This window comes from Candidatus Edwardsbacteria bacterium (assembly GCA_031082425.1).
GTDB lineage: Bacteria > Edwardsbacteria > AC1 > AC1 > EtOH8 > UBA2226.
The window spans coordinates 169,715-179,499 of record JAVHLB010000007.1 but is presented as its reverse complement, the minus strand read 5'-3'; the positions used below and the strand labels follow the sequence as shown (position 1 = coordinate 179,499).

Here is a 9,785-nt window from a genome sequence, read left to right as displayed (position 1 = left end):
CACCTTGTTGGCAAAGTCCGCCCCCGGCAGTTTGGGCATCTGAACACCGTTCCCACCAGGACTCTTGGCGGTAGTTCCGCCGCCGCCGTAATGGTGTCCATATCCGGAACGGCCCCACCAGCGCGGCAAAAAGACATCGCCGGTGCCGTAGTGCCGGGTCATCCGGTTCTGGTAATCGCCGTCCATCATCATCCAGTCGAACTGGTCCTCCAATGGCTGGCTCTTCAGTTCCGGGGTCTGGGCGTCCTGCACCTGCTTCCAGGCCTGGTTGATGATGCCGCGGTAATAGGCGGCGGTGTCCTTGCGGGAGAAGCCCTTCATCTTGTCGTTGACATCCTTGATCAGCTTGATGGCCACCTCCCGCAATTTTTTCTGGTCCGGCAGGCCGTATTTGTCCAGGGCTTCCAAAAAGCTCTTTTCATAGGGCAGGGAGGCCAGCTCCGGTTTCAGGATTTTTATTCTTAATTTGGGCTCGCGGTCGGTGACCTCCACCGCTTCTTTTTTGATCAATCCGAACAGCACCATGCTCAGCACCTTGTCCAGGGGCATCTCCAGGATGATGCCGGCCTCGGGAGCGGTCAGCCCCCGCTTGATGCCCACCCCCTCGATGGAAACCTCCGGCGGCAGATATTTCATACGGCGGGTTTTCTGCTGGCGGATACCGAGGAATATCGCTATTCCGAATATCCAGAAGACGATGGTGCTGAAGAAGAATTTGAAGATTCCAAAGATGAATCCGGCAATGCCGCCGATCATCTTCTGCCAGAAGGGGGTCGGCTGTTCAATGGCCTCCTTGGGCACATGCTTGGCCGGGAACGAGGCCCCGAAGGTGTACTGCCGGTCGGGATCGGCGCTCTCCAACACCCAGCGGTAGACCACAGTATTTTCGACGGTGTCCAGCCAGGCTTCGGTGAACTGTTTTTGGTGATAGCGGGGCTCATCCGGGCTCATGCCGGGCGGGAAAGAAAAATTGCATTCCAACCGGGTGGAGCCGCGGACATATTTGGAGCCGTACCAGGTGGGTGAGAATTCAAAGGAGACATAATCCGGGTCCTGTGAGTCCCGATACAGCAGTTTCTCCAGGTGGATGTTGAAGAACAGCGTGGCGGAGTCGCCCGGCCGGATTGCCCTGGGGCCCAGGTGGACCTCAACCCCGTAAGGCTTGACGTATTCCGAGACCCGGATGTCCTCCAGCTCTGTCTGGCCGATCCGGGCCATGGCCCCGCCCAGCTGATAGCTGCCGTTGGGCATTCCGATATCAACAATGTCTATGGCATGGGCGCCCGGATCGCAGACGAAGGTCAGCTCGTAGTAAAGGTCGGCCTGGCCCTCGGAGTTGACCACCAGCCAAGATGCGTTGCGGGGCAAGGTGAAGCCGTAATCCTGGGCCTGGGCCAGTCCGGCCAATATGATGAAGGCCAGCAGAAACATCGTTATTTTGATCTTCATAAATATATCGCTCTTTCGGTTTATTGTTCGGACGTTTTTTGGTATAATATGGATTGCTTCGTTGGCCGAATATCAGCGATCCCCACAATGACATATTTAGGGAAGGCCAGACAGTAAAACATGATATTATATGGATAATGCTTTGTCAAGAAATTTAAGCGGTTCCGATCTGGCCTGGTGGAACCAGCGCTATGTCCGGCAGGCGGAATGGACCCGGGCCTTAAGATTCCATCTTTACCGCCGGCTTGGGATAGCCCGGTGCAGGAAGATCCTGGAGCTCGGCTGCGGCACCGGGGTGATCGCCGGAGAGCTGGCTGACCGCACTGATTCTGATGTCTTCGGGCTGGATAATGATGAACCGGCCCTGATGTTTGCCCGGGAGCGTACGTCAAATAAAAGGCTGCTGTGGCTGTCTGGCAGTGCCGAAAAACTTCCTCTGGGCGATGAATCAGTTGACCTGATAATCACCCATTATTTTTGGCTGTGGGCCGGGCGGCCCGATGTCGTATGCAATGAGTGCCGGAGAGTCCTAAAAAAGGGCGGGAAATTGGCGGCGCTGGCCGAGCCGGATTACTCGAAAAGGATCGACCATCCGGACACTCATTCAGGCATCAAAGAATTCCTATCGGATGATTTGAGGGAAAAAGGTGCCGATCCCGATATCGGCGGAAAATTGAAAGACATTTTCTCCGGGGTCGGGCTGAAAGTGGAAACGGGGTCGGCAAATGACAAGGTTGCCTTCCGGGAAAACCAGAAAATGTTCCATCAGGAATGGGAGCTGTTGGGAAAGCTGGGATTCCCGGCCGATGAATTGGTATCGATCAAAAAAAACCCTAAAGAAAAATGGATGATAATGCCGGTGCATTGGGCCATCGGCAGGAAAAGGTAGAACCTGCAGCGGTCTTTTGATGTTGACATAAAAATAAAGGGCTGTTATACTTACAATGGTGTGTTTTAAATAATAATATCCAGCGATTCATATATTTAGCGGAGATGATAATGAAAAGACTTTCTCTTTTATTCTTGATCGCCTTTGCCGTGTCCTGCGCCACGTTGCAGCCGGCGGTGGACAAAAAAACTCCGGTTAAAAAGGATGATGTCAAAACTGCCCAGGTCAACGATCAGGACGCCGGAGCCGAGGCCTTCATAAAAAAGGCCCGCAATCTTTACCAGGAGCACAACCCAAAGGAGACCCTGGCGGCCACCCAGGAGATGCTGGCCAAATATCCCGGCTCCAATTATGTCCCCGAGGCCATATACCTTTCGGCCAAGAGCCGCTACGATCTTAACGAGCTGGACCTGGCCCTTAAGAACGGCTGGATGCTGGCCGAGAAATATCCCCAATCCAAGGAATATCCCCTGACCAAGAAACTGCTGGGCGACTGCTATTTCACCAGCGGGGACCACCTGAAGGCCGGACAGCAATATATCGAGGGGCTGGAGGCCGCCAAGACCGGCGAGGAGCGCGAAGCCCTGCTGCTGCCACTTTCCGCCATGATCGAGGAGAGGCTTACCGACGGGCAGCTGCGGATACTTTTCCGAAAATATCCCGAATCCGAGACGGCCCCGGCCCTGGGGCTGAAGCTGGCCCAGAAGGAGCTGGACGCCAGGAACAACAGCGAGGCCCTCAAGCTGCTACAGGAGATCGTAAAAAAATACCCCGCCAGCCAGGAGGCCGGGCTGGCCAGGCAGGTCCTGGCCTCCATAAAGGACAACAAGCCGGTGGTGCCGATGGGCGACGCCGGGCATAAGGTGGGCCTGATCGTGCCGTTGTCCGGGCGCTATGGCGAATACGGCACCGCGGTCAAAGAAGGGGTCAGCCTGGCCTTCACCGAATACAACAAAGCCACCACCAATAAGGTCAAGCTGCTCACCGAGGACACCAAGGGAGACATCATCGACGCCATCAAGGCCACCATCCGGCTGAGCGACACCAGCCAGGTGATCGGGATCATCGGCGAGGTGCTGTCCGGTCCCACCAGTGCGGCGGCCGGGGTGGCCAATCTCAAGGCCGTGCCGTTCCTGTCGCCCACCGCCTCGGAGGAGAGGATCTCCACCTTGGGGCCATATATATTCCAGCTGAGCCAGAGCATCAGCTGGCAGGGGGCGGCCCTGGCCGATTGCGCGGTGAAGAAGCTGGGAATGAAAACGCTGGGAGTGATGTACCCCAACGATCCCGGCTGGGCGGCGGTGGCCGAGGCCTTTGTCCAGCAGGCCAGGACCCTGGGGGCCAAAGTGGCGGTCTCGGTTACCTATGAGCCGGGCACCACCGACTTCAAGGCCCAGGCCGAGACCCTGAAGGCCGGCATGGTGCAGGCGGTTTTCATCCCGGCCATGCCCAATGATATAATCATGATCGCGCCGCAGCTGGTCTATAATCAGCTTAAGGTTCAGCTGCTGGGCTCCGATGGCTGGGGCGATCCCAAGGTCACCTCCAAGGGCGGGACCTACGTGGAAGGGGCCATCTTCGCCACCCTGTCCTCCGGATCCAGCCTGGCCCTGGCGGCGGCCAGATTCGAGGAGAGTTACAAGAAAGCTTACGGCAAGGCGCCGACCAAGCTGTCGGCCCAGGCCTACGACGGGGCCAAGGTGATGCTAGCCGCCCTGCAGAAGGGGGCCTCCTCCCGGGAGGACCTGCAGAAGGCCCTGGCCCTGGCCGAGAACTCCAGCGAGGGAGCCTCGGGGCAGTACGCTTTCGGCCGGCAGGGGGCGATGCCCAAGTCCAAACTGATGACCATCCGCAACAAGACGGTGAAGGAACTGGAATAAAAACGACCTCACTTAGCCTGGCGGCGTCCCGCTTCTAATTAATTAGGAGAGGGGTTGGGGAGAGGGCATAAATATCGGGACTATATAACGAGAGCCTAACAAGGCAAATTGCAAAAAGGAGTCTGGCCGATGAAAAAAGTGAAAAGCTTAACATTATTTATTTTGTTAGCTTTATTTACTTTTTGCGGTCAAGTCTTTGCTGCGCGGATTCCCTTTGCCGGGTTGGAACTGCCATATGACCCTCAAATTCAGGCGTTGGTTGATTCGGTTAACATTGATTCAGTTATGGGGTATATCAGGGATCAAGGGAAATTAAACACGCGTTTTGTGCTTACCGACAGCAGTTATGCGGCTGCAGATTGGTTAATGCAAAAGTATAGCCATTGGGGTTATACAGCCATTAAAGACAGTTTCTGGCTGCAGAGCGTGTCAGACAGTGGTTATGAGTATAATATAATAGGCCGGAAAGCTGGCGTTTTGTTGCCACAGAATATATTAATGCTATCCGGGCACCGGGATGCTGTCAACTATCCGGTTTCTTATACTGACCCTTATGTTGCAGCTCCTGGCGCTGATGATGATGCCAGCGGGGTAGCGGCTGCTATGGAGGCCGCCAGGATCTTCAAAGATAAAACCTGGGATAAAACCTTTGAGTTTATCGGATTTGGGGCTGAGGAGACCGGAATTGGGCAAGGTGCCCTGCATTATGCCCGTTTAGCCGACAGCTTGAATTGGAAAATCGATGCCATGATTGACTGCGATATGATCGGGTATGAAGTCACAGGGGGGCTTAGTTTTCAATATTTCAGGGATGATACCACGGGTAGTTATGCATTATCGGAAACGGTTAAAAAAATAGGATTAAAATATGTGCCAGCGCTACTAATTTATTCAGCATGGATTTGGTTTTCTGGAATTAAAGGGGCTCCTAATGCATTTGCGTTTATGTCCTATAATTTTCCTTCTTTGGAGATAAATGAATGCGGGTGCACGATAAACCCATATTATCATACAGCCAACGATACCGCTGGCGTTTTAAATCCTGCTTTTCTGGAGAAAAGCGTCCGCACAATGGTAGCCGGGATGGCGGTTTTCAACCTTTATCCGTCTCCGGTAGAAAGTTTGTCCATTCTTAGTCTGGGCGATGGCGAAAGGCTGTTGGTTTCCTGGGAGGCCCTACCGGAGCCGGACGTCAGCTATTATAAGATCTATTACGGATTAACTTCTGGTGTGTTCGACAGTGTCACAGTCTACGGGCTAAGCGATACATTGGAAGGTTTGCAAACGGAGAGCACATATCATATAACGGTCCGCGGTTTTGATGCCGAAGGACATCCCAGCTGGTTTGCCTGGGATTTTAGCGGAACTACTGCATTAGGTGTTTCAAACTATGAGGTTCCAGTTGTTAACAACACCAACAAATTCAAACTGCAGGCAGGGTTTCCCAATCCAGCCAATCAGCAGGCCAAGATCGTGTATCATGTTCCCCAAAACGATCATTTATATTTAGAGGTTTGCAACATATACGGTCAAACGGTTAAAACCCTGATTAACGGAACCGTCAGGACGGGTAGACAAGAAGTAATTTGGCTTGGCGATAATAATCAGGGTAACGCTGTTTCCAGCGGGATATATTTTTGTAGGGCAAAATTTCAAAAGGAAACGGTCACCCAGAAAATTGTGATATTGAAATGACAACAGTTGCTGATATCGTTTTACAAATCGGCATGGGTTATTAATGCTTTTCGAAAATCTCATAGGCCAGAACGTGGCCAAGAAGATACTGCGCCAGGCCTGGGCCGAGGACCGGCTGGCCCAGAGCTATCTGTTCTACGGACCGGACGGGGTGGGCAAGGAGCTGGCCGCCATGGAACTGATCCTGGCCCTCAACTGCCGGTCCGAGAGCGACCAGCCCTGCCGGCAGTGCAACTCCTGCCATAAGACCGCGGCCTATATCCACCCTGATTTCCATTTCCTGTTCCCCCGGCCCCATCCCTCGTCGGACAGCGACAAGCGGAAACTGACCGAGGAGATCGCCGAGATGCTCAAGGATAAGGAGGCCCGCCCTTTTCAGACTTTCGATTTCGGCAGCCGGCCGATCGCCATCTCCATCGACGACATCCGCGAACTGCAGGAGAGGCTGGGTTTTCTGCCCTACGAGGGAAAGCGCAAAGCGGTGCTGATAACCGGGGTCGAGGCCATGACCACCGAGGCGGCCAACGCTTTTTTGAAGATCCTGGAGGAACCATCGCCCACCACCAATTTCATCCTGACCACCGACCGGCCCAATGCCCTGCTGCCAACCATTCTGTCGCGCTGCCAGAAGGTGCGGTTTGAACCCCTGCCCCGGGAGGCGGTGATCAAATCCCTGATAAAGGATCACGGACAGGACCCCCTGGCCGCCGGCCTGCTGGCCGAGCTGGCCGGCAACAGCCTGGGAAGGGCCCTGCAGATGACCGATCAGGACCTGCTGTCCGAAAGGGACCTGGCCGTCAAGCTGCTGAAGGCGGCGGTGAACGGCCAGCAATGGGAGATGGTGGAGGCCATCGATCAGATAGCCCGGGACCGGGGGCGCCCGGCCAGGATCCTGGAGATGCTGTCGGCGGTGGTGGCCGACCTGGTGCATCTAACAGTGACGGGAAGGATACTGAACGCCGACCGGCAGGCCGAGCTGTCGGACATCGGAAAAAAAACAGGCCCGCAGAAGCTTTCGGAGATGGTCCGGGCCATCGAAAAGGCCAGGATCGCGCTGGAGCGGAACGTAAACCCCAGGCTGTGCCTGCTGTCAGCCTGCAATACAACGCAAGGAGAGCAAGATGCCATCACCTCTGATTGAGGTTCATTTTAAACAGGCCCGGGGAACATACTATAACAACCCCCAGGAGCTGAGCCTGATGCCCCAGGAATTGGTGGTGGTCACCTACGACAGCTCCGAGGAGATCGGGACGGTGGTCCGCAACAACGTTCCGTTCCGCGACAAGATGAAACGCTCCGGGGAGATACTGCGCAAGGCCACCGAAGAGGATCTGGCCAAACTGCAGGCCAACCACAAGCGCGAAGAGGAGGCCTACCTGGCCTGTCAGAACCTGGTGGCCAAGCACGACCTGCATATGAGCCTGGTGGACGTGGAGTCGCGCTTCGACGGCAGCAAACTGATATTCTATTTCACCGCCGAGAAGCGGGTGGACTTCCGGAGCCTGGTGCGGGACCTGGCCACCATGTTCAAGGGCCGGATCGAGATGCGCCAGATAGGGGTGCGGGACGAAGCCCGGCGGGTGGGCGGCTACGGCCAGTGCGGCCGCCAGCTCTGCTGCGTGGCCTGGCTGAACAACTTCGAGCCGGTCACCCTGAAGATGGCCAAGGAGCAGAACATGTCGATGACCTCCAGCAAGATGCTGGGCCTGTGCGGCCGCCTGATGTGCTGCCTGATGTACGAGGACGCCTTCTACGAGGAATCCTACAGCCACCTGCCCAAGGTGGGATCGGTGGTGGGCACCCCGCAGGGCGACGGCACCGTCTACAAGGTGGACATCTTCAAGCAGAGGATATACGTCAAGTTCGAGGAGGGCCACGCCGGGTTCGCCTTTTCGGAGATCAAACAGAAATGAAACGATTTTACATAACCACCGCCATCCCGTTCGTCAACGCCAAACCCCATATAGGCTTCGCCCTGGAGATCGTCCAGACCGACACTGTCGCCCGCTATCAGAGGCTGTTCGGCAGGCAGGTCCGTTTTCTGACCGGATCGGACGAGAACAGCCTGAAGAACGTCCAGACCGCCGAGAGCGAGGGAATAGGGACCGCCGAGCTGGTGGCCCGGAACGCCAAATATTTTGCCGAACTTAAAAACTATCTCAACCTGTCCAACGACGATTTCATCCGCACCAGCTCCGAGGAGCGGCACAAGAAAGGGGTGGAGAAATTATGGCAGGCCTGTCTGGCCAGCGGGGACATATATAAAAAGCGCTACCAGGGTCTGTACTGCGTGGGCTGCGAACAGTTCTACACCCCGGACGAACTGACCGACGGCAAATGTCCCGAGCACGACACCGTTCCGGAGCGCATCGAAGAGGAAAATTATTTCTTCCGGCTTTCCAGGTACCAGCAGCAGCTGGAGAGGATAATAGAATCAGACCAATATCTGATCATACCCAGGACCCGCAAGAACGAGGTGCTGTCTTTCATCCGAGGCGGGCTGGAGGATTTTTCGGTCTCCCGTTCCAAGGAACGGGCCAAGGGCTGGGGGATTCCGGTTCCCGGCGACCCCGCCCAGGTGGTCTATGTCTGGTTCGACGCCCTGGCCAACTACATCAATGCGTTGGATTATGCCGATGACGGGAAGCTGTTCAAAATGTTCTGGACCGACTGTCCCGAGCGGATCCACGTGATCGGCAAGGGGATCATCCGGTTTCACGCGGTTTACTGGCCGGCCATGTTGCTGTCGGCCCGGGTGCCTCTGCCTCACAAGCTGCTGGTCCACGGCTACATCACGGCCGACGGCCAGAAGATGTCCAAGTCATTGGGCAACGTGGTAGACCCCGAGGTCATCGCCGCCCGCTACGGCACCGACCAGACCCGGTATTTTTTGCTGTCCGAGATCTCCACCACCGGCGACGGGGATTTCAGCTATGCCCGGATGGAGCAGCGGATCAATTCCGATCTGGCCAACGATTACGGAAATTTGGCCAGCCGGGTGTTCAAGATGGTGGAATCCTACTGCCAGGGGGCGATGCCCCAGTCCGGAACGATGGAAGGCCCGGACGAGGAGCTTAAAGCCCAGGCCCTGGCGCAGGGCGAAAGGATAAGATCGCAGGTCGAGCAGTTCGACCTGAACCAGGCCATTGTTTCGGTGCTGGACCTGGTCAAGCTGACCAACCGCTACGTGGAATCCAACGCCCCCTGGAAATTGTTCAAGCAGGGCAACCAGGAGCGCATCAATACTGTGCTGTACAATGCGGCCGAAGCCCTGCGCATCGCCAGCATTCTGTTGTCCCCGGTGATGCCGGACAAGTGCCGGGAGCTGCTGGCCAAGCTGGGCGTAGAGGAAAAGGACATCACCCTGACTAAAGCCTCGGAATGGGGGCTTTTAAAGCCGGGCCAGAAGATCACGGCCGGGGAGCCGCTGTTTCCCAGAATAGAAAAAAATAACGACAAGAAAGATAAAAAAATGGAAGAGGAAAAAAAGCAGGAAACCGTTGAAAGCGGACAGGGGACAGCGCCCAGCACCCAGCCGGGCGAAGAGCTAATAGATATAGATTATTTCAAGAAGGTCAAACTCAGAACCGCCGAGATCATCTCGGCCGAGAAGGTGCCCAACGCCGACAAGCTGTTGCGGCTGCAGGTCAGGCTGGGCGGGGAGACCCGGCAGGTGCTGGCCGGCATCGCCCAGTGGTACACTCCGGAATCATTGGTGGGCCAGCAGGTGGTGATAGTGGCCAACCTCAAGCCGGCCAAGATCCGGGGGCTGGAATCTCACGGCATGCTGCTGGCGGCCCAGGACCAGGACGGAGTGGTGATTTTAACTCCGCAACGGAAGACCGAACCCGGCAGCGAGGTCAGGTAGATAA

Annotated in this window: 7 protein-coding genes; 6 read left to right on the top strand and 1 reads right to left on the bottom strand. The window is 55.9% G+C overall.

The annotated features are described in order from the left end of the window. On the bottom strand, positions 1-1,449 hold a 1,449-nt coding region (locus RDU76_08800), incomplete at its 3' end, for a hypothetical protein (GenBank protein MDQ7799023.1). Between the two features lie 142 nt (positions 1,450-1,591). On the opposite strand from RDU76_08800, the gene RDU76_08795 reads away from it, so the two are divergent. The 6 genes from RDU76_08795 (at position 1,592) to metG (ending at position 9,781) form a co-directional block, all read left to right on the top strand. Next, positions 1,592-2,338, top strand: coding sequence for a class I SAM-dependent methyltransferase (locus tag RDU76_08795; protein ID MDQ7799022.1), 747 nt, complete (start codon positions 1,592-1,594; stop codon positions 2,336-2,338). Between the two features lie 110 nt (positions 2,339-2,448). Further along, the gene (locus RDU76_08790; GenBank protein MDQ7799021.1) at positions 2,449-4,218 is read left to right on the top strand and encodes a penicillin-binding protein activator; all 1,770 of its coding nucleotides are present in this window, start codon (positions 2,449-2,451) and stop codon (positions 4,216-4,218) included. A gap of 129 nt (positions 4,219-4,347) precedes the next feature. Further along, positions 4,348-5,913, top strand: a complete 1,566-nt coding sequence (locus RDU76_08785; protein ID MDQ7799020.1) for a M20/M25/M40 family metallo-hydrolase — start codon at positions 4,348-4,350, stop codon at positions 5,911-5,913. Positions 5,914-5,956: 43 nt separating this feature from the next. Beyond that, positions 5,957-7,054, top strand: a complete 1,098-nt coding sequence (gene holB / locus RDU76_08780; GenBank protein ID MDQ7799019.1) for a DNA polymerase III subunit delta' — start codon at positions 5,957-5,959, stop codon at positions 7,052-7,054. Then, entirely contained in the window at positions 7,035-7,826 is a 792-nt protein-coding gene (gene ricT / locus RDU76_08775) for a regulatory iron-sulfur-containing complex subunit RicT (protein MDQ7799018.1), read from the top strand. Before holB ends, ricT begins: the two co-directional genes overlap by 20 nt. Next, positions 7,823-9,781 (top strand): methionine--tRNA ligase, encoded by a 1,959-nt coding sequence (gene metG, locus RDU76_08770; protein MDQ7799017.1) that lies wholly within the window; start codon positions 7,823-7,825, stop codon positions 9,779-9,781. The genes ricT and metG overlap by 4 nt, the downstream gene beginning before the upstream one ends. Positions 9,782-9,785 lie beyond the last annotated feature (4 nt).